This window comes from Bradyrhizobium sp. SZCCHNS3016 (assembly GCF_032484535.1).
Classification (GTDB): Bacteria; Pseudomonadota; Alphaproteobacteria; order Rhizobiales; family Xanthobacteraceae; genus Bradyrhizobium.
Genome location: NZ_JAUETE010000024.1, coordinates 35,420 through 60,994, shown reverse-complemented (window position 1 = coordinate 60,994; position 25,575 = coordinate 35,420). Strand labels below are relative to the sequence as shown.

At 65.8% G+C, this 25,575-nt stretch carries 24 protein-coding genes and 1 tRNA gene; 15 read left to right on the top strand and 10 right to left on the bottom strand.

Annotated features, from left to right (window positions below):
- Positions 1-38: 38 nt before the first annotated feature.
- The 4 genes from QW881_RS30715 to QW881_RS30700 all read right to left on the bottom strand — a co-directional run bounded on the left by QW881_RS30715 (position 39) and on the right by QW881_RS30700 (position 4,427).
- The gene (locus tag QW881_RS30715) at positions 39-1,385 is read right to left on the bottom strand and encodes a patatin-like phospholipase family protein (RefSeq protein WP_315758621.1); all 1,347 of its coding nucleotides are present in this window, start codon (positions 1,383-1,385) and stop codon (positions 39-41) included.
- 136 nt (positions 1,386-1,521) lie between these two features.
- A complete protein-coding gene (gene plsY, locus QW881_RS30710) occupies positions 1,522-2,118 on the bottom strand; it encodes a glycerol-3-phosphate 1-O-acyltransferase PlsY (protein ID WP_315758620.1) in 597 nt (198 codons plus the stop codon).
- A 30-nt stretch (positions 2,119-2,148) separates the two neighbouring features.
- The gene (locus tag QW881_RS30705) at positions 2,149-3,450 is read right to left on the bottom strand and encodes a dihydroorotase (RefSeq protein ID WP_315758619.1); all 1,302 of its coding nucleotides are present in this window, start codon (positions 3,448-3,450) and stop codon (positions 2,149-2,151) included.
- Positions 3,451-3,473: 23 nt separating this feature from the next.
- Positions 3,474-4,427 carry an aspartate carbamoyltransferase catalytic subunit gene (locus QW881_RS30700; RefSeq protein WP_231325127.1) on the bottom strand — a complete coding sequence of 318 codons (954 nt, stop codon included), beginning with the start codon at positions 4,425-4,427 and terminating at the stop codon, positions 3,474-3,476.
- A gap of 106 nt (positions 4,428-4,533) precedes the next feature.
- Between QW881_RS30700 and QW881_RS30695 the strand changes: the two genes are divergently transcribed.
- From QW881_RS30695 to QW881_RS30685, 3 genes are read left to right on the top strand one after another with little or no spacing between them, the layout of a single operon-like run.
- Complete coding sequence (locus QW881_RS30695) at positions 4,534-5,304, top strand: M15 family metallopeptidase (protein ID WP_315758618.1); 771 nt, start codon at positions 4,534-4,536, stop codon at positions 5,302-5,304.
- 23 nt (positions 5,305-5,327) lie between these two features.
- A complete protein-coding gene (locus QW881_RS30690) occupies positions 5,328-6,971 on the top strand; it encodes an acyl-CoA dehydrogenase family protein (protein WP_315758617.1) in 1,644 nt (547 codons plus the stop codon).
- The gene (locus QW881_RS30685) at positions 6,968-7,774 is read left to right on the top strand and encodes a CPBP family intramembrane glutamic endopeptidase (RefSeq protein WP_315758616.1); all 807 of its coding nucleotides are present in this window, start codon (positions 6,968-6,970) and stop codon (positions 7,772-7,774) included. The genes QW881_RS30690 and QW881_RS30685 overlap by 4 nt, the downstream gene beginning before the upstream one ends.
- 9 nt (positions 7,775-7,783) lie before the next feature.
- Here the strand turns inward: QW881_RS30685 and QW881_RS30680 are convergent, their stop codons facing one another.
- The 3 genes from QW881_RS30680 to QW881_RS30670 all read right to left on the bottom strand — a co-directional run bounded on the left by QW881_RS30680 (position 7,784) and on the right by QW881_RS30670 (position 10,187).
- A complete protein-coding gene (locus QW881_RS30680; protein WP_315758615.1) occupies positions 7,784-8,707 on the bottom strand; it encodes an AEC family transporter in 924 nt (307 codons plus the stop codon).
- 4 nt (positions 8,708-8,711) lie between these two features.
- Positions 8,712-9,197, bottom strand: a complete 486-nt coding sequence (ruvX, locus tag QW881_RS30675) for a Holliday junction resolvase RuvX (protein ID WP_315740283.1) — start codon at positions 9,195-9,197, stop codon at positions 8,712-8,714.
- 147 nt (positions 9,198-9,344) lie between these two features.
- The gene (locus QW881_RS30670; RefSeq protein WP_315758614.1) at positions 9,345-10,187 is read right to left on the bottom strand and encodes an oxidoreductase; all 843 of its coding nucleotides are present in this window, start codon (positions 10,185-10,187) and stop codon (positions 9,345-9,347) included.
- A 49-nt stretch (positions 10,188-10,236) separates the two neighbouring features.
- Between QW881_RS30670 and QW881_RS30665 the strand changes: the two genes are divergently transcribed.
- Positions 10,237-10,836: a TetR/AcrR family transcriptional regulator gene (locus QW881_RS30665; protein ID WP_315758613.1), complete on the top strand. Its 600-nt coding sequence runs from the start codon at positions 10,237-10,239 to the stop codon at positions 10,834-10,836.
- 174 nt (positions 10,837-11,010) lie between these two features.
- Here QW881_RS30665 and QW881_RS30660 read toward each other — a convergent pair whose 3' ends face one another.
- Positions 11,011-11,958, bottom strand: a complete 948-nt coding sequence (locus QW881_RS30660; RefSeq protein WP_315758612.1) for a cyclase family protein — start codon at positions 11,956-11,958, stop codon at positions 11,011-11,013.
- A gap of 228 nt (positions 11,959-12,186) precedes the next feature.
- On the bottom strand, positions 12,187-13,077 hold the full coding sequence (locus QW881_RS30655; RefSeq protein WP_315758611.1) for a LysR family transcriptional regulator: 891 nt from the start codon (positions 13,075-13,077) through the stop codon (positions 12,187-12,189).
- Between the two features lie 104 nt (positions 13,078-13,181).
- Between QW881_RS30655 and QW881_RS30650 the strand changes: the two genes are divergently transcribed.
- The 9 genes from QW881_RS30650 (at position 13,182) to QW881_RS30610 (ending at position 21,379) form a co-directional block, all read left to right on the top strand.
- A complete protein-coding gene (locus QW881_RS30650; protein ID WP_315740278.1) occupies positions 13,182-14,168 on the top strand; it encodes a nitronate monooxygenase in 987 nt (328 codons plus the stop codon).
- A gap of 9 nt (positions 14,169-14,177) precedes the next feature.
- On the top strand, positions 14,178-15,254 hold the full coding sequence (locus QW881_RS30645) for a nitronate monooxygenase family protein (RefSeq protein ID WP_315758610.1): 1,077 nt from the start codon (positions 14,178-14,180) through the stop codon (positions 15,252-15,254).
- A gap of 108 nt (positions 15,255-15,362) precedes the next feature.
- Positions 15,363-15,650 (top strand): Asp-tRNA(Asn)/Glu-tRNA(Gln) amidotransferase subunit GatC, encoded by a 288-nt coding sequence (gene gatC / locus QW881_RS30640; protein WP_315740276.1) that lies wholly within the window; start codon positions 15,363-15,365, stop codon positions 15,648-15,650.
- 35 nt (positions 15,651-15,685) lie between these two features.
- Positions 15,686-15,922: a hypothetical protein gene (locus QW881_RS30635; protein WP_315758609.1), complete on the top strand. Its 237-nt coding sequence runs from the start codon at positions 15,686-15,688 to the stop codon at positions 15,920-15,922.
- On the top strand, positions 15,919-17,394 hold the full coding sequence (gene gatA / locus QW881_RS30630; protein WP_315758608.1) for an Asp-tRNA(Asn)/Glu-tRNA(Gln) amidotransferase subunit GatA: 1,476 nt from the start codon (positions 15,919-15,921) through the stop codon (positions 17,392-17,394). The genes QW881_RS30635 and gatA overlap by 4 nt, the downstream gene beginning before the upstream one ends.
- A complete protein-coding gene (locus tag QW881_RS30625) occupies positions 17,385-17,681 on the top strand; it encodes a hypothetical protein (protein WP_315740273.1) in 297 nt (98 codons plus the stop codon). Before gatA ends, QW881_RS30625 begins: the two co-directional genes overlap by 10 nt.
- Positions 17,682-17,686: 5 nt before the next feature.
- Positions 17,687-19,165, top strand: coding sequence for an Asp-tRNA(Asn)/Glu-tRNA(Gln) amidotransferase subunit GatB (gene gatB, locus QW881_RS30620; protein WP_315758607.1), 1,479 nt, complete (start codon positions 17,687-17,689; stop codon positions 19,163-19,165).
- 1,398 nt (positions 19,166-20,563) lie between these two features.
- Positions 20,564-20,830 carry a hypothetical protein gene (locus tag QW881_RS30615; RefSeq protein ID WP_315740271.1) on the top strand — a complete coding sequence of 89 codons (267 nt, stop codon included), beginning with the start codon at positions 20,564-20,566 and terminating at the stop codon, positions 20,828-20,830.
- Positions 20,831-21,025: 195 nt separating this feature from the next.
- Positions 21,026-21,379, top strand: a complete 354-nt coding sequence (locus QW881_RS30610) for a hypothetical protein (protein ID WP_315758606.1) — start codon at positions 21,026-21,028, stop codon at positions 21,377-21,379.
- Between the two features lie 133 nt (positions 21,380-21,512).
- Here QW881_RS30610 and QW881_RS30605 read toward each other — a convergent pair.
- Positions 21,513-21,606 (bottom strand) — tRNA-Ser (locus QW881_RS30605).
- Between the two features lie 746 nt (positions 21,607-22,352).
- Between QW881_RS30605 and QW881_RS30600 the strand changes: the two genes are divergently transcribed.
- Together QW881_RS30600 and QW881_RS30595 are read left to right on the top strand one after the other, a co-directional pair.
- On the top strand, positions 22,353-23,882 hold the full coding sequence (locus tag QW881_RS30600) for a porin (protein ID WP_315758605.1): 1,530 nt from the start codon (positions 22,353-22,355) through the stop codon (positions 23,880-23,882).
- A gap of 568 nt (positions 23,883-24,450) precedes the next feature.
- Positions 24,451-25,545, top strand: coding sequence for a hypothetical protein (locus tag QW881_RS30595; RefSeq protein WP_315758604.1), 1,095 nt, complete (start codon positions 24,451-24,453; stop codon positions 25,543-25,545).
- The last annotated feature ends 30 nt before the right edge of the window (positions 25,546-25,575 follow it).

The following is a 25,575-nucleotide window of genomic DNA, read 5'->3' as shown; positions in this document are numbered from 1 at the left end:
AGAATGGAGCAACCCGAGGACGCAGGGAAGAGGGCGCGCTACGCCGGCGCGACGTCGCGCACATCCTCGGACGCCGACATCGGAGACGACAGCGCCGGCTGATCGCCCTGGATGGCCGGCGTGGTGCCGACCGGAGCCTCGCGCAGCCAGCGCTCGGCGGCGTCGCGTCCGCGCTGGTACAGCAGCTCGATGAAGCTGCTGCCGAGATCGGTCGCATCGCGCTGAGCCAGGGCCTCGATCTCGTCCTCGGCGGCAAGCCGATGAACGCGCGGCGGATGCAGGCCGTCGCTGCGCGCCCATTCGAGCGCCGCGAGCTCGGCGTTCAGGACCGCATTGCCGGCGATCTGGTCGAGACGGCGATCGATCGCGGCCGAGGTCATCGGGACATTGCCGTCGCGCGCGGGCGTGACCTGAACGACCAGCAGGTCGGCGGCGCTGGACTCATGCGCGATCTGGATCAGCGGCGGATTGGTGAGGTAGCTGCCGTCCCAATACGCCTCGCCGTCGATGTCGACAGCGGCGTGCAGTTGCGCGGGACAGGTGGAGGCGAGCAGTGCATCCGGCGTGATGCCGGCATTGCGGAAGATCTGCGGCAGGCCGTCACGGGCCCGGGTCGCCGCGATCAGCAGGCGGGGCGCGGCCGGGCCCTGCACGGCGTCGAAGTCGATCGTCTCGCGGAGGATGTCGCGGAGCGGGTCGAGATCGAGCGGGTCGGCGCGTCCGCCGCGCAGCCCCGCGCCGAACGACACCGAGCTGCTCGCCGGCGAGTACGCGCCGATCACCAGCAGCGATCGGAACGACACCTCCTCCATCAGCCGGGTCCAGAACAAAGCGAGCCGGTTGCGGGCTTCGTCGCGGCCGCCCTTGGCGAGCCCGCTCGCGAGCAGCGCGGCGTTGACCGCGCCGGCGCTGGCGCCGCTGATGGTGTCGAAATCGCAACCGGGTTCCTCGAGCAGGCGATCCAGCACGCCCCAGGTGAAGGCCGAGAACGTGCCGCCGCCCTGCAGGGCCAGCGACAGCTTGCGCGGTGGCCACGTCCGGGGCGGTGGCGGCAGCGTGACCGTTGCGATCGTCTCCGCAAGCGTTCGCTCGGGCGTCTCTGCAGCTTTGGTGTCGCTGATCACGGGCGCGCTCGTGGCCGTCATGATCATCTCGGTAACGGCCGGCGCGACATCCGACATGACCGTCGCGGCAGGCGCGACTGCCTCAGGCGTCGGCGCTGGTTCTGCAGCGGCCGTGATGCCGGTCGACCAGATCTCGGCGGCCGAGAGCAGCAGGCTGGCGTTCGATCGGGCCGGGGCCGCCTTCTGCTGCGCCGGAGCCTGATCAGTACGGTCATCGTGCGTGGCCGACGAACCGCTGGAATTGGTCTTGCGTAACCACATGCAGGAATCATGACAGGCAATCATGATTCACGCCAGAGTCCCGCGTTAACTTATTAGCTGATGAATCGCCGGTGTTGCTGTGCAGCCGCTGTGAAATCAGGGCGCAACACAGGTTTTCCGTATTTGTCCGGAGTGATTACTTCTTCGCCCCGATCTTGCTCTCGGTGCCCGACTGCAATCGCCTGATGTTTTCGCGATGCATGTAAACGAGCAACAGTGTGAGCAAGGTGAACAAGGCGGCCAGCGCGGTGTGACCGAAAGCCCACAGCACGATCGGCGTCAGCACGCTCGCGACGAGTGCCGCGAGCGATGAGTAGCGGAGCGCGAACGCGGTGGTGAGCCACACCAGGCAGAAGAAGATGGCGCCGGGCCAGAACAGGCCAATCAGAATACCGATGTAGACCGCCACGCCCTTGCCGCCGCGGAACTTCAGCCACACCGGGAACAAGTGGCCGAGGAAGGCGCCGAGGCCCGCGATCATCGCGGCATTCGGGCCGCCGAGATAGCCGGAGATGATGACCGCGGCCGTACCCTTCAGCGCGTCGCCGAGCAGGGTTGCTGCCGCGAGCCCCTTGCGTCCGGTGCGCAGCACGTTGGTGGCGCCGATATTGCCGGAGCCGATGCTGCGCAGATCCTGCGTGCCGGCCAGCTTGGTCAGGATCAGGCCGAACGGGATGGACCCCAGGAGATAGCCGATGATGAGAGCGAGGGGCAGGAAGGCTTCGGAACCCATCACACCACTCCTTCCGAGCTTGACCTTGCGTCAGACATGTTCGAACACGGTGCGGCCGCCGACGATGGTGCGGACCACGCGGCCGGTGAAGCGGGCTTCGTCGAACGGCGTGTTCTTGCACAGCGATTTGAGGTCGGCCGGATCGAGGATCCAGGGCACGTCGGGATCGATCACGATGACGTCTGCCGGCGCGCCCGCCCGCAAGGTGCCGCCGGGCAGGCCGAGCAGCTCGGCGGGCCGGGTCGACATCGCGCGGATCAGGGTCGTCCAGCTCAGCTCGCCATTGTGTACGAGCCGCAGCGCCGCCGGCAGCATGGTCTCAAGGCCGACCGCGCCGCTCGCGGCTTCCGCGAACGGCAGCCGCTTGACCTCGACGTCCTGCGGCGTGTGGTCCGACATGATGACGTCGATCAGGCCCGAGGCCAGCGCCTCGACCAGCGCGCGGCGGTCGACCTCGGTGCGCAGCGGCGGCGTCAGTTTCAGGAAGGTGCGGTAGGGGCCGATGTCGTTCTCGTTCAGGGTGACGTGGTTGATCGAGACCGACGCGCTCACCGTGAGGCCTGCCTCGCGGGCGCGCCTGAGGATGTCGAGCGAGTCGATCGAGCTCAGCGCGGCCGCGTGATAGCGTCCCTTGCTGAGCGCCACCAGGCGCATGTCGCGTTCGAGCACGACGGCTTCCGCTGCGGGCGGAATGCCGTAGAGGCCGAGCCGAGAGGCAAACTCGCCTTCGTTCATGACGCCTTCGCCGACGAGATTGGGATCCTCGGTGTGATGCACGATCAGGGCGTCGAAATCCCGCGCGTAGGTCAGCGTGCGGCGCATCACCTGCGCGTTCATCACGCTGGTGTGGCCGTTGGAGAAGGCGACGGCGCCGGCAGCGCGCAGCAGCCCGATCTCGGTCATCTCCTCGCCGCGCAGGCCCTTGGTCAGCGCCGCCATCGGCTGGATGTTGACGATGGCGGTGTCGCGCGCGCGGCGCAGCACGAAGTCGACGGTCGCCGAGTTGTCGATGACCGGCTCGGTGCCGGGCTGGCAGATGATGGTGGTGATGCCGCCGGTCGCGGCGGCCTGGCTGGCGCTGGCAAAGGTCTCGCGATGGCCGAGACCGGGCTCGCCGACGAAGGCGCACATGTCGATCAGGCCGGGGGCCACGATCTTGCCGGCGCAGTTGATGACGTCAGTGCCCTCGGGCACGCCGGCCGCGCCGATGCCGCGCTTGAGGTCGCGGATGACGCCGTCGGCGATCAGCACGTCGCCGGGGCCGTCGAAGTCGCGGGAGGGATCGATCACGCGCGCATTGGCGAGCAGGATCGGACGGCGGTCGGTTAGCATGGCGTTTTGTCCCGACTTCTGTATCACGCGTTGGGCAGGTTGCGGGCCAGTGCTTCGAGCACGGCCATGCGCACGGCAACCCCCATTTCGACCTGTTCCCGGATCAGCGATTGCGCGCCATCGGCAACGATGGACTCGATCTCGACGCCGCGGTTCATCGGTCCCGGATGCATGACCAGCGCGTCGGGCTTGGCGTAAGCGAGCTTCTTCTGATCGAGCCCGAAATACTGGAAATATTCCGACGAGGACGGCACGAACGAGCCGTTCATGCGCTCGCGCTGCAGCCGCAGCATCATGACGATGTCGGCGCCGTTGAGGCCCTCGCGCATGTCGCGCGCGACCTCGACGCCCATCCGCTCGATGCCCGGCGGCAGCAAAGTGGAGGGCGCGACGACGCGGACGCGGGCGCCCATCGTATTCAGCAGCAGGATGTTGGAGCGCGCGACGCGCGAATGCAGCACGTCGCCGCAGATCGCGATCACCAGCCCCTCGATGCGGCCCTTGTTGCGGCGGATCGTCAGCGCATCGAGCAGCGCCTGGGTCGGATGCTCATGCGCGCCGTCACCTGCATTGATCACGGAGCCGTCGACCTTGCGCGCGAGCAGCTCGACCGCGCCGGAGGCGTGGTGACGGACCACCAGGATGTCCGGATGCATCGCGTTGAGCGTGACCGCGGTGTCCATCAGGGTCTCGCCCTTGCGCATGGACGAGGACGACACCGACATGTTCATGACGTCGGCGCCGAGCCGCTTGCCCGCGATCTCGAACGAGGACTGGGTCCGCGTCGACGCCTCGAAGAACAGGTTGACCTGGGTCCGGCCGCGCAGCACGGTGCGCTTCTTGTCGACCTGACGATTCAGTTCGACATACTCCTCGGACAGATCGAGGAGACCGGTGATGTCGTGGGCGGAAAGGCCCTCGATTCCCAGCAAATGCCGGTGCCCGAGGACGAAAGTCGATTTCGGAGAGGTTGCCATTAAAGCCAGAGCTATAGGCGCGGTTTCCGCAGGGGGCAAGGCCGAAAGCCGGGGTTCCGAGTTATCCCCCGTTCCGTCTTTCGAGCCTCTCAGGGGGCTCCAAACCATGGGCTGGCGGGCCATCGCCGGACGAGGTCCGCTCCGATATGCCCTGATCCTGCTGGCGGCGATCGTGCCGGAGTGTGCGGCCGCGTTGCCGTTCGATTTCGTCTATCTCCGCGACATCGACGCGACGATCCTTCAGGACATCCGTTATGCCGGCAGCAACAATTTCGTCGGCCGCCCTTTGCCGGGCTACGGGGCGGCCGAATGCGTCGTGACGCGTGACGTGGCGCGGCGGCTGCAGGCCATCCAAGCCGAGCTGCGGCCGCGCGGTCTGTCGCTGAAGATGCTCGACTGCTACCGGCCGGTGCGTGCGGTCGCAGAGATGCTGGCCTGGTCGCAGGACGGCGTCGAGACCACGGCCGGTCGCCGCTACACTCCGCGCATTGCCAAGCAGGACCTGTTCCGTCTCGGCTACATCGCCGTGCGTTCGAGCCATTCGACCGGTGCCGCGCTCGATCTCACGCTGGTCGAGCTCGCGGCGGACAATTCTGCGGTGTTCGACCCGGCCAAGGACTATGCGGACTGCACCGCGCCCGCAGCGCTACGCGCGCCCGAGAGCAGCGTCGACATGGGAACCGGCTACGACTGTCTAGATCCCAAGGCGCATACCGCCGCGCAAGGATTGACGCCCGAGCAGCGGCGCTGGCGCAATGAGCTGCTCTCAGCCATGGCGCGGCAAGGTTTTGTGAACTATGCCAAGGAGTGGTGGCACTTTTCGCTGCCGGGCGCTGGCGCGACCACTTATGTTTTTCCCATTCGGCCGCGCCGATGATCGATCTGTAGCAGGGCACGGCCATGACGCAGTCTTCCTTCGCGACCCATGAGGTCTTCAACCAGTCGCCGCCATTCGAGGACGTCAACCTGTTCACGGCAGACCAGCCGCTGGTCGACGCGGTGAAGACCAATGGCGGTGCTGGCGCCGAGCAGGAGCTGTCTGCGTTCGGTGCGCTGTGGGGCTCGGCCGAGATGGCCGAGCAGGGCCGGCTCGCCAACGAGAACACGCCGAAGCTGCGCAGCTTCGACGCCAAGGGCTTTCGGCGAGACGTCGTCGAATTTCATCCGGCCTACCATGCGATGATGTCGCGCTCGGCCGCAGCCGGCCTGCACAATTCGACATGGACGGCAGAAGGCCGGCCCGTCGGCGGCTGCTCGGAGGTGGTGCGCGCCGCGAGGTTCTACATCGCCTCGCAGGTCGAGAGCGGCCATTTGTGTCCGATCACGATGACGCGCGCCTCGGTGGCGGCGCTGGCCGCCCAGCCTGATCTGCTGGCTAGAGCGATGCCGGTCATCGCGACTGATGACTACGATCCGGCGTTTGCGCCGTGGTGTCAAAAGCGCGGCATGACGCTCGGCATGGGCATGACCGAGAAGCAGGGCGGGACCGACGTGCGCGCCAACATGACGCGCGCTGAGCGTACCACCGATGGCTATCGCATCACGGGGCACAAATGGTTCATGTCGGCGCCGATGTGCGACGCCTTCCTGGTGCTGGCGCAGGCCGATGCCGGCCTGACCTGCTTCTTCATGCCGCGCTTCAAGCCGGATGGCTCGGTGAACGCGATCCAGTTTCAACGCTTGAAGGACAAGCTCGGCAACCGCTCCAATGCCTCTTCAGAGGTGGAGTTCGTCGGCGCCTATGCGGAGCGGGTCGGCGACGAGGGCAGGGGCATCAGCACCATCATCCAGATGGTGCAACTGACGCGGCAGGATTGCGCGATCTCGTCAGCCGGCCTGATGCGCTCGGGGCTGGCGCACGCGCTGCATCACGCGCGCCACCGCAGCGTGTTCCAGAAGCATCTCGCCGACCAGCCGCTGATGCAGGCGGTGCTCGCCGACATGGCCGTCCATGTCGAGGCGACGGTGGCGCTGGTGATGCGGCTGTGCCGTGCGTTCGATCGCGCGCCTCTGTCGCCGCGGGAGGCCGCCTACATGCGGCTGCTGACGCCCGCGATCAAATACTGGGTGTGCAAGAGCGCGCCGCCGTTCCTGTATGAGGCGATGGAATGCCTCGGCGGCAACGGCTATGTCGAGGACGGCATTCTCGCGCGCCATTTCCGGGAGTCGCCGGTCAATGCGATCTGGGAGGGCTCGGGCAACGTGATGTGCCTCGACGTGCTGCGGGCGCTGGCGCGCGAGGCGGATGCGGCCGCGCACGTGCTGATGCAACTGAAGGCAGAGACCAGCGGGCTTCCCGGCGCGGCGGAGGCGCTCGCTTTCATCGAGACCGGCTTCCGACGGCCGGATTCCGAGCGCGTTGCCCGGCTTGCGGTGGAGAAACTGGCGCTGCTCGCCGCCTGCGCCGCGCTCAACGTGGTCATGCCTCGCCATGCCGAACTGTTCGCCGCGACGCGTCTTTCCGCTGTTCACCCGAGCATGTATGGCGCGGTCGATCTCGATCCGACTGATATCCGTGCCTTGCTGGAGCGCGCCCTGCCTTGACCGATTCTCCTGAAGCCGCCGTCGCGGACTCGCTCGATCCGGCCAATCCACCACAACAGGTCGCGCCTGCGAAACACCAGCCGCGCACGCTCGGCTTCTGGTGGACCGCGCTGTGGGGCTTCGTGATCTTCATCGCGCTGTTCGCCGGCCAGGCTGCGGTGGTCGGCTATTTTCTGCTGATGCGGGACGGGCCGACCGACACCGCTGCGCTGGTCCACATCGCCAGCCGCGGGCTGACCTTGTCGCTGTCGGTGATCATGGGCCTGCCGGCCGTGCTGCTGGCGGTCTATTTCGCCGTCCGTCACACCCGCACGCCCTTCGCCGAATATCTCGGCCTGCGCTGGACGTCGTGGAAGTATGTCGGCATCGGCATCGTGGGCATGGTGGTGATCGTCGTCGCCTGGGACCTGATGTCACGAGCGACGGGGCGCGAGGTCTCGCCGGGCTTCATGTTGGACGTCCTGAAGACGGCCAAGGGCGACGGCACGGTCTGGCTGATGGTGCTCGCCTTCTGCGTTGCGGCGCCGCTGTCCGAGGAATTGTTCGCGCGCGGCTTCCTCTATCGCGGCTGGTCGGATTCGTTTCTGCGGGTGCCGGGCGCGATCGTCCTGTCGTCGCTGGTCTGGACCGCGATGCATCTACAGTATGACTGGTACTTCTTCCTCGAGGTGCTCGCGCTCGGCCTGTGGTTCGGCTATCTGCGCTCGGTCAGCCATTCGACCTGGCTGACCGTCGTGCTGCATGGCCTCAACAACCTCGCCGCCACCGTGCAGACCATGTGGCTCGCCAGCGGCCACTCCTGAGCGCGGTGTTCAGCCGGCCCAGGCGATCGCGAGCGGCATGGTCAGCGCCGCCAGCACGGTCTGCAGTGAGATGATCTGCGCCAGTAGCGGCGCATCGCCGCCCATCTGCTTGGCCAGCACATAGGCGCTCGGTGAGGTCGGCACCGCCGCGCAGATCGCGACCACGACGAGGCTCGGGCCGGTGACGCCGAACCATCCGGCGAGCCCGATCGCGAGGAGGGGCATCAAGACCAGCTTGAGCACGACGCCGAGCGCGGCGGCCGGGCCGGCGCGGCGCAAACCTTCGAAGTGCAGGCCGGCACCGGTCACCAGGAGGCCGATCGGCAGCGACGCCTGGCCGAGCGCGTCGGCGGCATCATGCCAGAGTTTAGGCAGTGGCACCCGCGCGACGTTGAGCGCGAGGCCGAGTACGCAGGCCCAGATCAGCGGATTGCGCACGATGGTGGCGAGGATCTCGCGGAGCGAGCGGCGGTTCGGCGAGGCATAATGGGCGAGCACCGCGACGCTGAACACGTTGACCATCGGGATGATCGCGATCATCGCGACCGACGCCACCGCAAGGCCGGTGGGGCCGAACAGGCTGCCCGATACGCTGAGCGCGACGTAGGTCTGCCAGCGCGTCGCGCCCTGGAAGATCGAGGTGAAGGCCGGTCCGTCGACGCCGGCGCGCGCGAGCAGCGGCCGCAGGGCGAGGCAGAGCGCGGACATCGCCAGCATCGCCAGGAACAGCGCGCCGCCGATGCCGGCCACCGGCACCTTGCTGAGATCCGCCTTGACGAGGCTCTGCAGCAGCAGGGCGGGGAACAGCACGTAGTAGGTCAACCGCTCCAGCCCGTGCCACTGGGTATCGAGCCGCATCAGGCTGCGCCGCAGGCCAAAGCCGACCACGATCAGCAGGAACACCGGCGCCAGCGCCGCGATGACGGGGCCCATGCGACTACTGACCCGAGCGGCGCAGCGTCGTCAGCCGGTCGAGCGCGCCCTGCAGGATGAAGATCGCCGCATGCGTATCGATCACCTCGGCGCGTTTGGCGCGGCTGACATCCATGCCGATCAACTCGCGCTCGACCGCCGCCGTCGACAGCCGCTCGTCCCACAGGCCGATCGGCAGGTCGGTAAGGCCGGCGAGATTGCGCGCGAACGCCCGGGTCGATTGCGCCCGCGGCCCCTCGCTGCCATCCATGTTGATGGGAAGGCCGAGCACGAAGCCGACCACCTTGCGCTCGGCGCAAATGGCAAGCAGCCTGATGGCATCGGCCTTGAAGGCCTTGCGCTGGATCGTCTCGACGCCGGTGGCGAGCCGGCGATCGGGATCGGACACGGCGACGCCGATGGTCTTGGTGCCGAGATCGAGGCCGACGAGCGCGCCGCGCTCGGGCCAGCGGCCGGCGGCTTCGACAAGGGGGAGAATGGGGGCGGGCATGGCAATGCGCTTAACACGCAGGCGCGCGGCGAGCCAGCAGGTGAGGGCGTGCGTCGCTTCGCCGCCCCGATGAAGCTCGCGCACGCGAGTCGACCGGCCCAGATGTCGAGCGTTGCAGTCTTTCCCGGATGCGCCGGCTTCGGATCATCAAGCGAAGCTGGTGGAGCGCGAGAGCTTGTTCCAGGCACTCACTTCGGCTCTCATGCCCTCGATCTTCTGCTCGACCAGGGCCAGCGCGTCCTCACCGAGGAACAGCCGTACAGGCGGTTTTTCGGCTTCCACGAGGGCAAGCAATGCCTGTGCGGCCTTCGCTGGATCGCCGGGTTGGTTTCCGCTCTTGGCCAATCGGGCGGCGCGAATCGGATCCATAACGGCGTCGTAGTCAAAAATGCTGCGTGGCGTGCGATCCATGGACCGTCCCGCCCAATCGGTCCGAAACTGACCGGGCGCAAGCGCAATGACGCGGATGCCGAAGGCGGCCACTTCCTTGCCGAGCGACTCCGAGATGCCCTCCAGCGCGAACTTGCTGCCGCAATAGAAGCTGATCCCGGGCATGGTAATGAAGCCGCCCATGGAGGTCACATTGACGATATGGCCGCGTCGCCTCGCGCGCATCCCCGGCAACACGGCCTTCATCATCGCGACAGGGCCGAACACGTTGGCGGCGAACTGCCGCTGCAGATCGTCGAGCGAGGACTCCTCCAGCGTGCCCTCGTGACCATAGCCGGCATTGTTCACCAGTACGTCGATCGCGCCAATCTGCTTCTCGGCTTCTGCCACAGCAGCCGGGATTGCATCGAAATCGGTAACATCGATTACGAGGGGATGAGCCTTGCCCGCTGCAAGCGCGGCAAAAGCCTCGGCATCCCCGACCCTTCGCACGGTCCCGATCACCCGATGGCCCGCGGCCAGCGCGCCCTTTGCGAACGCTCGGCCCAAGCCCGAGCTGACGCCAGTGATGAGGAAAATCTTCGAATCGGCAGCCGCCATCGTACAACTCCGCATGACAAGGTTATCTATATCATGATATAGATATTGCATGGCACCTCGCAAGACCGAACATTCATCCAGTGGCATGAGAGGCGAGCCGCTTCGTCGGCACGTCCTCGATGCCGCAGAGCGGCTTCTCCGTCAGGGCAGGGCCGATTTCTCGATGCGGGACCTTGCCGCTGAGGCGGGGGTCAGCTTCGCGACGCCGTTCAATCAGTTCGGCAACAAGGCCGCGATCATGCAGGCTCTCTCCATACGTCGGATCGACACCATGGAGGTGCGGTACGCCGCCGCGCCACCATCGAGAGATGCGAATACCCGCGTGCTATTGGCTATTGATACGGCGGTGGCAGTGATGTTGGAGAATCCAGACGTGAACCGGACCGTAATGGGATGGCTGGGTGCCGCCCAGGCTTCACCCGGTCAGACGCTGTCCCGATCCACTGCCTTCTGGGCACTGGCCTTGGGGAAGGGAGAGGGACTGAGGGCCGGCCGGCGAGAACAAGCGCTGCGCTGCCTTCCAGAGCAACTCGCCTTCAGTTTCCGCGGCGTGTTGTCCTTCTGGACTGCGGGCGAATTGTCGGATGCGGCGCTCGCCCCGCGTGCGCGAGACATGGCGAGCGCCTTGTTGCTCGGCTACCTCCATTAACGTCCGATAGGGGCGGCTTGATCGACTGCCCCCCCGATCCCTGGTCTCTGTCGGCCTGCTTCAGGCGCGCCTGTGGCGGGCTCCTTGTCCAAGGGTTGCTTTCGCAGGACGATTCCCGACTCCTCGTGAGGACGCGGCGCTCCCGGGATGCTCTCACGAGGAGGTCGGCGGAGCTTAACGGATCGCGATCGGGTTGATCATGCCCTGGACGCCGCCGCGCCAGCGTGGCTGGCCGAGCACGAACAGGAACTCGTAGCCCTTGTCCTTGGCCAGTTCCGCCGTGTCCATGTTCTCCAGGATGTAGGTCCCGTTCATGGCGAGCAGGATCTGGTGCACCTCGAACAGGTTCGACGACTCGAACGGGATCGCCTCCACCGCCCAGTTGTCGGCGCCGACTGCGACCACCCCCTTCGAGGTCAGGTATTTGGCGCCTTCGACGCCGAGACCGGGCTCGCCGGCGCCGTAACGCTTATCGTCCTTGCCGATCAAACCAAGCCAGCCGGTGTGGAAGATCACGATGTCGCCCTGGCGGATCTCGACGCCCTGCTTCTTGGCAGCTTCCTCGATCTCCTTGACGTTGAACGCGGTGCCTTCCTTGACCACGTCGGTGTTGTAATACGCGGCCATGTCGAGCAGCACGCCGCGCGCCACCAATGGCGGCACCTTCTCGATGCCGAGCTTCTTCAGGCCGGTCGGATCGGCGAAGTCGAGCAGCTTGTTGCCGTTGTAATAGACGTGCTCGATGCCGAGATGGCCGAGCCCGTCGATCTGGCTGCCGACGCCGACCCAGCCTTCGACGATGTCGTCATTGTAGGTCGCCTTGTTCGGGCCGAGGCCGGGAATTCCGGCCTGGCCCGGCTGCACCACGGTGATCTTGAACGAACGCGGCGGATAGGCCGGCGTCTTGGAATCGACGATCATGCCGAGCGGGTAGGTCTTGCCGGTCTTCACCAGCGAGGCGGCTTTGACCACGAGCTCCGGCGTGATGTAGTTGGCGGCCCCGACTTCGTCCTGCGGTCCCCATTTCGATTTCGTCCAGTCCTGGGTTTTGTCCTGGGCATTGGCCGTCCCGATCGCACCCATCATGGCAATCGAGCAGCACAACACGAACGCGTTGCGCATCGCATTTCCTCCGACATGTTGACGTTTGTTGTGTTTCGCGCTGGCCAGCGCCACATCCTAACGTAGTAGAGGATGGCGCGACAAAATTATTTTCGCGCGCGTGCGCTGCACAGCGCCCGAAAGTCGCATCGGTCGAAATGGCCGCGTTTCACGGTCGAGAACGTCATTTCGCGCAATCGAATGTGACGCTCGCCGGCAACGTTCAGTACAATCTCCGGGTGAATCCGCTCAAGCCGCGATGTCGTGATCCCGGCCGGCGAGGCCGGCCATGAAGGCCGAGAGCGCGCTGCTGCGATGCGCCGCGCGGCGATGGATGAACAGTGTTTCGACCTTGGCATGAACTGCATCGAGCGTGTGCAGGCTGACGGCTCCGATCATCTCGTTGCGCGTCAATACGGCGCGTGGCAACAGCGCGACGCCCATGCCGGCGGTGACGCAGCCGATCATGCCGTCGAGCGTGCCGAGCTCGATGCGCGCTGCCGCGGGCCAGCCGAAATCGTTGAAGACCTGCTCCAGCCGCTGCCGGTAGGTGCAGCCGGCCCTGAACACCAGCGCCGTCGGACCGGACGCCGTTGTCGCCGCACGCAGAGCCGGCAGGCTTTCGAAGCGCCGGGCCGTCACCAGCACCAGCTCTTCCTCGAAGGCGATGATGCCCGAGAGATCGGGATGGTCGATCGGGCCGGCCACGAAGGCACCCTCGAGCGTCCCGTCGAGCACTGCGGCCACCAGCTCGGCAGTTGGCGCCGTGCGCAGGCCGAGGGCGACCGCCGGGAAGCGTCGATGAAAATCCGCGAGCAGCGTCGGCAGCCGCACGGCGGCGGTCGTTTCCATCGAGCCGATCATCAGCGGTCCCTTGGGATCGCCGTCGTCGCGCGCCGCGAGCAGCGCTTCGCGCGACAGCGCCGCCATCCGGTCGGCATAAGGCAGCAGGCGCAGTCCGGCATTGGTCAGGGTCATGCCGCGGCTGTGCCGCTCGAACAATGCGGTGCCGACCTCGGCCTCCAGCGCCTTGATCCGCTGGGTCACGTTGGACTGCACCGTGTTGAGGGCTTCCGCCGCGCGCGTGATGCCGCCGGTGCGCGCAACAGCCGCGAAAGTCTGGAGGTCGCTCAGCTCCACGGCCAATCTCCGTTTTGAATCTGCGATGGCAGAGTTCTCAAGTATTCATTTTGAGAGAATGTTAGCCGCGCCTAAACTCGCCGTCCAGAGATGAGGAGACTGTGATGCCGCTACGGACGGCGCTGACAGAAGGGCTCGGCATCAGCCATCCGATCCTGCTGGCGCCGATGGATGGGATTGCCGATGCGCGGCTGGTGCGCTCGGTCAGCGGCGCCGGCGGCTTTGGCATTCTGGGCGGCGGCTACGGCAATCGGACGTGGCTCGCGCATGAAATTGCGGAGCTCGAAGGCCTGCGCGCGCCGTTCGGCATCGGCTTCATCACCTGGTCGCTGGCCAAGCAGCCCGATCTGCTCGACATCGCGCTCGCCGCGCGGCCTGCGGCGATCATGCTGTCGTTCGGCGATCCCGCGCGCTTTGCGCCTGATATCAAGTGTGCCGGTGCGCTGCTGATCTGCCAGGTGCAGAGTGAGGTGATGGCGGAGCAGGCGATTGCGGCCGGGGCTGACATCCTGATCGCGCAAGGAACCGAGGCGGGTGGTCATGGCGCGTCGCGGACCACGCTCGATCTCGTGCCGGCGATCGTCGACCTCGCGGCCGGCCGCTTGCCTGTGGTGGCTGCGGGCGGTCTCGCCGATGGCCGCGGCCTTGCGGCGATGCTGATGCTGGGGGCGGAGGGCGTGCTGCTCGGCACGCGCTTTTATGCCAGCCGGGAGGCTGCCGGCGCCGACGAGGCCAAGCGGCGGATCTGCGCGGCAAAATCCGGCGAGACCGTGCGCGGCATCATCTTTGATCTGTCGCGCAACAATGTCTGGCCAGCGCCGTTCACCGGCCGCTGCCTGGTCAACGATCATGCGCGCCGCTGGATGGGGCGCGAGGTCGATCTGCTGCAGCAGGTCGAGACCGTCTCGGCCGACTATATGAAGGCACGCGCCAACGGCAATTTCGACATTGCAGCGGTCATCGCCGGCGAGGCGGTCGGTCTGATCCATGATATCCCACCGGCCGGCGAGATCGTCGCGCGCATCGTCAGCGAGGCCGAGCACATTCTTCAGGGACGGCGCAATTCATCCGCCGTCTCAGCCGAGCAATAGGAGCAGACCATGTGGCCCGATCGCCATTTCGCTGATCTCGTCAAGACCGACCATCCGATCGTGCTCGCCCCGATGGCGGGCGTGGCCGACGCCGAGCTTGCGATCGCTGTGGCCGAAGGCGGCGGGTTGGGGTCGCTGGCGTGTGCGATGATCTCTGCCGACAAGATGCGCGAGCAGGTCAACATCTTCCGCCAGCGCATTGCCGCGCCGATCAACGTGAATTTCTTCTGCCACACCGCGGTCGAGGCCGATGCGATCAGCGAGGCCGGCTGGAGGCGGCGGCTGGCCTCCTACTACCGCGAGTACGGCATCGATCCCGATGCGGAGGTCCAGGCGGCCAATCGCGCGCCGTTCGATGAAGCGATGTGCCTTGCCGTCGAGGAGCTGAAGCCGGAGATCGTCAGCTTCCATTTCGGCCTGCCTGAGCCCGGGCTGCTCGCGCGCGTGAAGGCGACCGGCGCGGTCGTGCTGGCGTCGGCGACCGTCGTGCGCGAGGCGGTCTGGCTGGAGCGGAACGGCGCCGACATCATCATCGCGCAAGGTGCCGAGGCGGGCGGCCATCGCGGCATGTTCTTGACAGACAAGCTCGCCGAGCAGGTCGGCACGTTTGCTCTCGTGCCGCAGATCGTGGACGCCGTGAAGCTGCCGGTGATCGCGGCCGGCGGCATCGCCGATGCGCGCGGCATTGCCGCTGCGTTCGCACTCGGCGCCTCCGGCGTGCAGATCGGCAGCGCTTTTCTGCGCAGTCCCGAATCCAAGGTCAGCGTGCCGGCGCGCGCGGTGCTGGCCGCCGCCAGCGACGAATCGACCGTCATCACCAACGTGATGACCGGTCGGCTCGCCCGCGGCGTCGCCAACCGGGTGATGCGCGAGGTCGGGCCGATCTCGCCGGATGCACCGGCCTTTCCGCATGCGGCGACGGCGCTCGGACCGCTGAAAGCCGCAGCCGAGAAGCAGGGCCGGGTCGATTTCACCAATCTCTGGGCCGGGCAGGCGCTGCCGCTTGGGCGCGAGATGCCGGCGGCCGAACTGACGCGGATGCTGGCCGCACAGGCTCTGGCACGGCTGCGAAGCTTGGCGGGCTGAGGCGTCGGGCAGGGCGCTGCCCCAGGAAAGCCCCGCGGCTGCCGGTTGCGGCGCGAAAGCGGCCTCTGCTATAGGGCGGGTTCACCTTGTCCCGAGAGGTCCTATATAATGTCGGTCGATGCCGCCACCGTCCGCCGGATCGCGCAATTGGCGCGGATCGCTGTCACTGACGCCGAGGTCCCGCATCTGCAGGGCGAGCTGAATGCGATGCTGGCGTTCGTCGAGCAACTGTCGGAGGTCAATGTCGACGGGGTCGAGCCGATGACCTCGGTGACGCCGATGGCGATGAAGAAGCGCGAGGACGTCGTCAACGACGGCGAGATCGCCGACGACATCGTCAAGAACGCGCCGGCGACCGAGAACCATTTCTTCCTGGTGCCGAAGGTCGTGGAATAGTTTCGAACGCCGCAAACCAACGACGAGCCATTCCCATGTGCCTGCTCTGCGACGATGAAGCGGCCTACAAGGCCTATATGGACTATCTCGACGCGATGGAGCGGCAGGGCAAGGCCGCCGATCCGGACAAGGCCGTGAACGAGATTCTCGACCAGCTCGAAGCGGCCGCCAATACCAAGAAAGCCGAGCCCAAGAAGAACAAGTTCTTCGCGGACGACCCGGCCGACGACAAGACGCTTTCTCCGTTCTTCTGCAGCCCGATCAACAAATGACCGATTTGACTTCGCTGACGCTCGCCGAGGCCCGCAAGGGCCTCGCGAGCAAGACCTTCACGTCGCTCGAGCTGACCGACGCTCATCTCAAGGCCATCGAGGACGCGCGCGCCCTCAACGCCTTCGTGATGGAGACGCCGGATCAGGCGCGCGCCATGGCGCGCGACGCCGACGCCAGGATCAATAAGGGCGAAGGCGGGCCGCTGGCCGGCATTCCGCTGGGGATCAAGGATCTGTTCGCCACCAAGGACGTCCGCACCACGGCGTGCTCGAAGATCCTCGGCAATTTCGTGCCGCCTTACGAGTCGACCGTGACCTCGCAGCTCTGGCGCGACGGCGCGGTCATGCTCGGCAAGCTCAACAATGACGAGTTCGCCATGGGCTCGTCGAACGAGACCTCGTGCTTCGGCCCGGTCGGCAACCCGTGGCGCCGCGAGGGCTCCAACACCACCTTGGTGCCGGGCGGCTCGTCCGGCGGCTCGGCTTCGGCGGTGGCCGCGCTGCTCTGCATGGGCGCGACCGCAACCGACACCGGCGGCTCGATCCGCCAGCCGGCGGCGTTCACCGCCACCGTCGGCATCAAGCCGACCTATGGCCGCTGCTCGCGCTGGGGCATCGTCGCCTTTGCCTCGTCGCTCGACCAGGCCGGGCCGATCGCGCGCACGACCCGGGATGCGGCGATCCTGCTGCGCTCGATGGCCGGCCACGATCCGAAGGATACGACCTCGGTCGACATCCCCGTGCCGGACTACGAGGCGGCGATCGGCAGGTCGGTGAAGGGCATGAAGATCGGCATTCCCAGGGAGTACCGGCTCGACGGCATGCCGGCCGAGATCGAGAAGCTCTGGAGCGAGGGCGCGGCGTGGCTGAAGGCGGCCGGTGCCGAGCTGGTCGAGGTGTCGCTGCCGCACACCAAATACGCGCTGCCGGCCTATTACATCGTGGCGCCGGCGGAAGCGTCCTCTAACCTCGCGCGCTACGACGGCGTCCGCTATGGCCTGCGCGTGCCGGGGAAGTCCATCGGCGAGATGTACGAGAACACCAGGGCCGAAGGGTTTGGCGCCGAGGTCCGCCGCCGCGTCATGATCGGAACCTATGTGCTGTCGGCCGGCTATTACGACGCCTATTATCTGCGCGCGCAGAAGGTCCGCACCCTCATCAAGAAGGATTTCGAGGACTGCTTCGCCAAGGGCGTCAACGCCATCCTGACCCCGGCGACACCGTCGGCCGCCTTCGGCATCGGCGAGAAGGGCGGCGCCGACCCGATCGAGATGTATCTCAACGACATCTTCACGGTGACCGTGAACATGGCGGGACTGCCAGGCATCGCCGTGCCCGCCGGCAAGGACAGTCAGGGGCTGCCGCTCGGGCTGCAACTGATCGGCCGTCCGTTCGACGAGGAGACGCTGTTCTCGCTCGGCGAGGTCATCGAGCAGGCGGCGGGACGCTTCACGCCGGTCCGGTGGTGGTAAGCGTCGCCGATTTCAAGACGAGCCTCGCGGGCGACGCGCCCGCGGCCGGACTGTCGCCCGTGCTGACCGGCCTGTGGTGGCTGGCGAAGGGCGACTGGGACCGCTCGCACAAGATCATTCAGGACGAGACCGGCCGCGACGCGGCCTGGGTGCACGCGCATCTGCATCGCGTCGAAGGCGATCTCGGCAATGCCGCCTACTGGTATCGGCAGGCCGGGCAGCCCGTCGCCAAGGATGCATTGGATATCGAATTTGAGCGGATCGTCTCCGCGCTGATGGGGAGTTGAGGGCCATGACGGCAACCAGCGGCAAGCTGATGAAGGGCGCCACCGGCGACTGGGAGGTCGTGATCGGCATGGAGATCCATGCCCAGGTCACCTCGAAGTCGAAGCTGTTCTCGGGCGCCTCGACCGCGTTCGGCGGCGTTCCCAACAGCCACGTCTCGCTGGTCGACGTGGCGATGCCGGGCATGCTGCCGGTCATCAACGAGGAGTGCGTGCGGCAGGCCGTGCGCACCGGGCTCGGGCTGAACGCCAAGATCAACCTGCGCTCGGTGTTCGACCGCAAGAACTATTTCTACCCCGACCTGCCGCAGGGCTACCAGATCAGCCAGTACAAGGACCCGATCGTGGGCGAGGGCGAGGTCACGGTCGAGCTCGACGGCGGCAAGACCGCCACGATCGGCATCGAGCGCCTGCACATCGAGCAGGATCCGGGGAAGATGCTGCACGACCAGTCGCCGTCGCTGTCCTATATCGACTTCAACCGTTGCGGCGTAGCGCTGATGGAGATCGTCTCCAAGCCGGACATTCGCGATGCCGAGCAGGCCAAGGCGTACGTGACCAAGCTGCGGTCGATCATGCGCTATCTCGGCACCTGCGACGGCGACATGGAGAAGGGAAGCCTGCGCGCCGACGTCAACGTCTCCGTGCGCAAGCCGGGCGGCCCGCTCGGCACCCGCTGCGAGATCAAGAACATCAACTCGATCAATTTCATCGGCCAGGCGGTCGAGGCCGAGGCGCGGCGCCAGATCGAGATCATCGAGGACGGCGGCGCGATCGAGCAGGAAACCCGGAGGTTCGATCCCGACAAGGGCGAGACGCGCTCGATGCGGTCCAAGGAGGAGGCGCACGACTACCGTTACTTCCCGGACCCGGACCTGTTGCCGCTCGAGTTCAGCCAGGCCTTCGTCGATGAGCTGAAGGCGGCGCTGCCGGAGCTCCCGGACCAGAAGAAGGCGCGCTTCATCGCCGATGTCGGCCTCTCGCCCTATGACGCCTCGGTGTTGGTGGCCGAGCGCGAGAGCGCGGCGTTCTATGAGAGCGTGCTGGAGGCGCTGTCCGACCGGGCGCGCGACGGCAAGCTCGCCGCCAACTGGGTGATCAATGAGCTGTTCGGCCGGCTCAACAAGGAGGGCCGCGACATCGCGTCCTCGCCGGTGTCGGCCTCTCAGCTCGCCGCGATCGTCGCGCTGATCGGCGAGGGCACCATCTCCGGCAAGATCGCCAAGGACCTGTTCGAGATCGTCTGGAGCGAGGGCGGCGATCCGCGCGAGCTGGTCGAGAGCCGCGGCATGAAGCAGGTGACCGATCTCGGTGCGATCGAGAAGGTGGTCGACGAGATCATCGCCGCCAATCCGGACAAGGTGGCGCAGGCGAAAGCGAAGCCGCAGCTGGCCGGCTGGTTCGTCGGTCAGGTGATGAAGTCGTCGGGCGGCAAGGCCAATCCGCAGGCGGTCAACGACATCCTGAAGAGCAAGCTCGGCATCTGAAACGGCGATCGCTCGTCTTCGTTCCAGCGGCGCGCACACGGTGCGCGCCGTTTTGTTTGACCCGACGACTTCGCGAATCGCTGCGCGCGATTCGCAAAAAAGCCACCATTGCCGAGCGTTCGAACGCACACGAGGGCGTGTGCAATGAAAATTTTTTCGTTGCCAAAATTTACGACTCAGAGTCCGCGCGCCGCCTTCATCGTGCGAGTCCGCGCCTTGCGATGTGCACGCCGCCGCTTTCGCGCTGTCATGTAGCAGTTCAGAAAATGCTTGCAGCGTAGGCTTTTTCTGCAATGTCTATCAGTAGCGCGCTTGGCGTCGCGCGCAGCCGCGTGCGCGTTTGCGATGTCGAACCTCGCACTGCTTCGCGCGTTGCGTCAGCCGCGTGCGCGCGCGCCTGTCAACACTTCCTTAAGCCGGAAGCTGTTTTTTTTCACTCGTTGGTGTATCGATGAGGAGTGCAGCTCGATTCCCGAGTGCACGCATCGACTAAGCCATCTCACATCGGAGGGCAACATGGCCAAGAAAGCGAAGAAGGCGAAGAAGGCAGTGAAGAAGGTCGCGAAGACCGCGGCGAAGAAGACTGCCAAGAAGACCAAGAAGGTCGCCAAGAAGAAGTAACTCTCGCAGTCCTTGCGAGATGAGTCCGGCAGCTGATGCCGGCACGTCGTTGGAACGCAGGTCGGCATAGCTCCTCGCGAGCCGAGCAGATCTCCTGAAGCTCCAACAGACGATAGAGGGTGTCGGCGAGACATCAGGTCAACGGTCGGATCGAACTCGAGAGCGGCTTCGCTCGCGGTACGGTCCGGCAGAAGAAACAGGATTTCTTCGTTCGGTGCAGATCGCGTTTCCGGTCTGCAATCTCACGAGCGGCTATCAGCCAGAGTGGGATCTGATCCTGACGTGTTCGCCGACGCCCTCGATCCCTGAGCACCGCGCCTCCGGCGACTGCGTGCCTCCCAGTCTCCCATAGACGAACGACCTTATTAGCAACTCGGTGCACGCGTACTCGTGCCGCAGTGCGCTACGCAATCTCCCGCACCCTGTGTCAAGACGTGTCCGGTCCCAGTGCGGCTGTTGACCGCCTGCGTGGTGCGCTCCGCCCCGGCGCGGTGAAGCGCTTTCGCGGATGGTTAGGGGTTTGCCAAACAGAACGGTAAACCGCTCTTTGCCGAGTTGAAGAATCCATTTCGAATCAATGCATTGAAGCCGTCCCGGGAAAATGCGGGGTTCCGCGTTCAGGGCTCGTTCAGCACGATGTTTAAACTGCCTTTCAAACTTGATCGGTCATCCTTCGCGCATAAGCCGCGAGACGGCATGGGGATAACCAGGCGTTGAACAGTTGGACGGGGGCGTGCTCGGGTGACCGGCCGCCTCCTCGGGCGAAGGAGAGCGACGATGTTTCAGGGACAACTCAATTTTGATGATGTGACCACCGCGGAGCAGGGCGCCAGCGGCGATGTCCTGTTCGAGCTCGGCATGCTCTATGCGAGCGGTCGCGACGGTGCGGTCGATCTGATCGCCGCGCACAAATGGTTCAATCTCGCCGCCCTCAGGGGGCGCGTCGACGCCGTGGCAATGCGCCGCGAGGTCGCCGAGCAGATGTCGGATGCCGAGATCGCGACCGCGCAGCGCGAGGCGCGCGCCTGGATGACCGCGCACTGAGCGAGCTCGGCCGCGACTTGGCGGATCTCGCTTTCGGTGCGAGCCATGCCGCACGAGCCAGTTTGCCGGCCGCGAACCGGGACGCTGGGGTGACCTGCGCCCGATCGTTCATTCTCGTCGGAAGCGGGCCTCGTCGCGCGCCTATGAATCTCCTATCTGTCGTCCGATGTGACGCAGGCAGGCGGGATTGACGGCATGGGCCAGGCACGGCGACAGGCGCGGCGGCAAGAGCTGATCGACTGCCATGACTGCGGCAGCGGCGTCTCCTTCAGCGCAGTGGCGTGCCCGCATTGCGGATCGACCGAGCCGGCCGGGCCTGCGGTGCAGAGCCGGCGCGAGTTGAAGCGTCTGCGGGTGGAGGCCCACAATGACCGCCGCCTCGTCGTGGTGACCGTGCTCTGTGCGGGCCTCGGCGCCATCTACGGTGCCGTGATGGGAGAAGGAGGCGCGGCGTCATGGTGGGCTGCGCTGGGCTACGGCTTCGTCGGCACCGTCATCGGCGTGCCCGCCGCCTTCGTGATCAACATCAGCCGTGGCCTGTTCGATTGAACCCGCGCGCGATCGCGCGGCAACCGTGATCACGGCGGCCACGGTCCGTTGCGATCCGGCAGGTGCGTGGACGGCTCGGCTTTGATGCGGATGATCAGGGGGAGGGGGGCTGCTGGCCGCGCCGACGGGGGGCTGGCGGAGACGGAGGGATTCGAACCCTCGATAGGGCTTTACAACCCTATAACGGTTTAGCAAACCGCCGCCTTCAGCCACTCGGCCACGTCTCCAGCGAGGGTCGGTATGCCCGACGCCGCGCTGAGCCGCAAGCGGCAGATTGCATGCGGTTTCGAAATCCTCACAGGGCTGCGTCTTCGCCGGATCGGCCCCGGACGGTGATCTCCACCGTTGGCGATCGATCCGAGCTGAGCCTGCCGTTTGATCGGACGCGGCACGGCATGGAAGTCGACGGGCGGCGCAGGCCCTCTCGATGGTCCCTGATATAGAGCGTCACCAATATAGAGGGTCGCCTGGAACGACGGGCCGGTGGCAGGGGCGCAGAGGGCATCGTCCTCCGGTCCGATTCTCGTTCAGCGCCTTGGCTGGATTCGTGGCCCCGGTGCCTGACTTGGGGCGGGTTCCTGGCGGGCGAGTGCTCGCGGCCCTGAACACCCAAAATTGCGTTGTGACAAAACGATAACATAAACAGCAAGTTAGGTGTTCCCGCAGAACCACGGTCGCGTGCCTTTTGTGCAACACCAGTCCGAAAAGGCGCCGCCTGGGCGCCGCAATGATGGTTCCTTTGTTGCGTGTGCAAAGGCCTTCGGTAATTCTGCTCACACGACGAAGGGGGGCATCCCGACGTCGTCCCGTTTAGGTCGTTCGCTCAAGTCCCTCGCGTTCATGCGGGTGTGTCCCATAGCGCGAAGCGGCTGAGCGACGGGTCGAAGAGGGATAACGGTACCAACCCCAAGGGTGTCTCTCACCCAGCGGAGGCGGAACCTTCCCTGACTGAGCAACTTGGAGGTTTAACATTATGAACACGATCAAGAGCCTTGTCCTGGGCTCGGCGGCCGCTCTCGTCGCCATGTCCGGGGCTCAGGCAGCTGACCTTCCGATCAAGGCCAAGGCGGTCGAATATGTGAAGGTCTGCTCGCTTTACGGCGCTGGCTTCTACTACATCCCCGGCACCGACACTTGCATCAAGCTGGGCGGCTACCTGCGTGCTGAAACGTCGTTCGCCAGCAACGGCCAGTACAACAACGCCGTCAACGGCGTTGCCGGCGGCAACAACCGCCACAGCAACTACTACTACAGCCGCGCTCGTCAGGACCTCAACATCGACACGCGCACCGCGACCGAGTACGGCGTGGTTCGTACCTATGCCGATCTGACGTTCACCTGGACCAGCGGCACCTACGCCGGCTCGGGTTCGGCGACCGGCGCAACCGCCTACTCGACGGCTGGCGCTCCTGGCGCACAGGCCGACGGCAACATCGCGCAGGGTGGCCTGGGCGTGTACTACGCCTTCATCCAGTTCGCTGGCTTCACGATGGGTAAGGCCGTGTCGCAGTTCGACGCGCCCTGGACCAACTACCCGGGCAACAACTTCGACGGCCTGTGGGGCGGCGGCGGCACCGTGACCGGTGTCAACCAGTTCACCTACACCGCCGACTTCGGCTCGGGCATCACGGCTGCGATCTCGGCGCAGGACGCGACCCAGTACTACACGACGAACCTGTGGAACGTGTCGGGCATCACTGCAGCCAGCATCATTGGCGGCTCCTACGGCACCAACTCGTTCGGCGGCAACGTTGCTCCGGACATCGTCGGCATGGTCCGCGTCGACCAGGCCTGGGGTCTGTTCCAGGCGTCGTTCGCGGCGCATGACAACCACACCGGCTACTACGGCGCCACCGAGCTCACCGGTCACCCGGCTGACAAGTGGGGCTGGGCTGCTCAGCTGGCCTTGTCGATCAAGAACATCCCGACCGGCCCCGGCGACACCATCAACATCCAGGGCGTCTACACCAACGGTGCGAGCCGCTACAACGCTCAGAGCCTGGTGCCGACCACCTACGCGATGTACGGCGGCAGCAGCACGGCTGGTGTCTACGGCACGCTCGGCTTCGCTGGCGTCAGCGATTCGGTCTTCGTGACCGGCGGTGAGCAGCAGCTGACCACGACCTACGGCTTCCGTGGCGCCTACACCCACAACTGGAGCCCGACCTGGAACTCGGCGATCTACGGTTCGTGGGCTGCCGTGAGCTACAACAACACTGCCAAGGGCCTGATCTGCGGCAGCGCGGCGATGGGTGCGATCGCGGGCGCAGGCTTCACCTGCAACCCCGACTTCAACATCTCCTCGCTCGGCTTGATCACCCGTTGGACCCCGGTCAAGAACCTGACCTTCTCGGCTGACGTGGCCTGGACCAACCTGGACCAGAAGTACTCGGGCAACATCGTTTCTCCGGCCACGACCACGACCTCCAAGCCGGCTGCGGTCTATCAGCTCAAGGACCAGAACTCGGTGTCCTTGCTGCTCCGCGCTCAGCGCAACTTCTGATCCTGATCGTCTGATCGGGTTCAAGAGCCCCCGGCAGGAAACTGCCGGGGGTTTTTGCTTGTGTGCGGGCGCTCATTCCGGCGCGGCACCGGGTCTGGTTCGCTCAAGCAGCGATCGATGCAAATCGGCGGATCGAGGCAATCGAGCAAGGGATCCGATTGCCTGTGGCTCGAAAATCGCATTCGTTTCAGTAGTTTGGCTGCGTGCTGGTATTTTTTTAAAAATGGTGTTGAAAACAGATGAGTTGATAAGCTAATTTTGTCATGCCTGAGTAATCATTCACCACCGACGCAAGACGACGATCATACGATGTTAGACCCCAGGAAGCCTCTGGCGATGCCCCGCCGGAGGCTTCTTCATGTCGGGATCTCCTCGCCGCCCAGCATCTGACGTTGCGTCTCGATTGCAGAGCCTCGGCGTGATCTCCGCAGGCCGTGCCGTCAGCGCAAACATCGATCGTCTCTCCAAAAATCGTTGCGCATCGGCTTGACCGGGAAATGCCGGATGGTCACCATGACCGCCAGATGACGGGGCCACACCGTCACGCCAGTGAGGAATGAGTCCAAAGATGAGTTCGGAAGGCTCTGTGGGAGTGCTGCGTCCGTGGTCCGAGCAAGACGATCTGGCGGGCGCCATCACGCGGTTGCTGGAGGCGCGGCCGGAGGGCCGGGCCGAGCTTGCGGAATGTTTGGCGGTTGCGCAGCGGATCGACGCCAGCGACGACGAGTCCTGGTATCGCGAGTGGATGCAATGCGCGGATGCAATGAAGGCTGCCGCCGCCGACGCTGTGAGCAGCGGCCGTTCCGAGTTGGCGTTTCGCAAATGGTCGCGCGCGGTCGATTGTTATGAGGCTGCTGCCTGTCCGTTCAGCAGCTCACGCTCCCGCCAGGCCGTCGTGCTGTCCCGCATGCGCGAATGTGCGCGCGAATTCCTGCGCTGCGCCGATCCGCAAGGAGAGGTCGTCACGATTCCCTGGCGCGCGGACTATTCGCTCGAAGCCTATTTCCTGCCGGCGCGCTGCGAGGCAGGCAGGGCGCCCACCGTCATCTGCATCGGTGAGCCCGGCCGTCGCAAGGAAACGTCCCTGTTCAAGCTTGCAGCCCATGCGGAGCAGCGCGGCTTGGCGTTGCTGGTGGTCGATCTGCTGGGCAGCGGACCGGACTGCCGCTTCGAGGAGATCGTCGGCCGTCGCGATCTCGAATCGGCCATCGCGAGCGTGACGGACTACGTGACGTCCCGTGATGACGTGGACGAAGGCCGGATCGCGATCCTAGCCGACGACTGGAGCTCGTCCTTCGTCGCGCGCGGCATCGCACTCGATCCGCGTTATGCTGCGGCGGTCTGCGACGCCGGCTTGTGGGACATTCACGAGCGCGTCTTCCTGTCGCGCCGACCCGGTGCGGGCGAGCGGGGAAGGCTGTCGATCGCGACCGATGGGCTGGCGGCGCGGCAGATCATGTGTCCGCTGCTGGTGACGGTGCCGGAGCGTGGCTGGCTTCGAGCCGACATCGCAACCCGGCTGATCGCGCAGATCAAGCGCGAGCACCCGGACATCACGCTGAAGATCGTCTCCAGCGCGGGCGCCGATTGGCTCGAAGCCGATGCCTTCGTCTTCGACTGGATCGCCAAGCGTCTGGCGGGGTCTCCGCGGCCTCCAGGCTGACGCGACCGTATGTCTGCGCTCGCTCCCCTG